The sequence below is a fragment of the Streptomyces sp. P9(2023) genome, assembly GCF_032436795.1.
In the GTDB taxonomy this organism is placed as follows: domain Bacteria; phylum Actinomycetota; class Actinomycetes; order Streptomycetales; family Streptomycetaceae; genus Streptomyces.
This window is the reverse complement of the sequence record NZ_JAUPWM010000222.1, coordinates 1-365: the sequence shown is the minus strand read 5'-3', so window position 1 is coordinate 365 and position 365 is coordinate 1. Positions and strand designations below refer to the sequence as shown.

The window sequence follows — 365 nt, the reverse complement described above, 5'->3', positions numbered from 1 at the left end:
AAGGGAATCCATGTGCACCAATGAGGTGCAAACAATACAGTTTTGATGTCAATCAACAGGCACAAAGCCTGAGTGCTTGGGATCAAGAGTATAATCAACACAGTACAGGACAGCTCCATGGCTATCTGGACGACATAAAGTTGCCAGGTTTGCATTTATTTGAGGAGTACACCTACTATGCCACAAACCATTTAAGCACGGGCGTGTTCATGATTTTTCCCTGTTAAGAGGTCAGCTTATGTGTCCAGCCATCGGGGTCACTTCTTTTATTAACGGAGTTATTCTTTAAATTTTCTACATGACTATCGGATTTTTTTTCAAGTTGGGTACTGTTTATTCGTTCTCCGAATATACTAGCCAAGAAA

1 protein-coding gene is annotated in these 365 nt (G+C 40.8%); it reads left to right on the top strand.

Annotated elements, in window-relative coordinates:
* Positions 1-227: hypothetical protein (locus Q5762_RS37435; RefSeq protein WP_315896773.1), on the top strand; the 227-nt coding region annotated here is incomplete at its 5' end.
* Between the last annotated feature and the right edge of the window lie 138 nt (positions 228-365).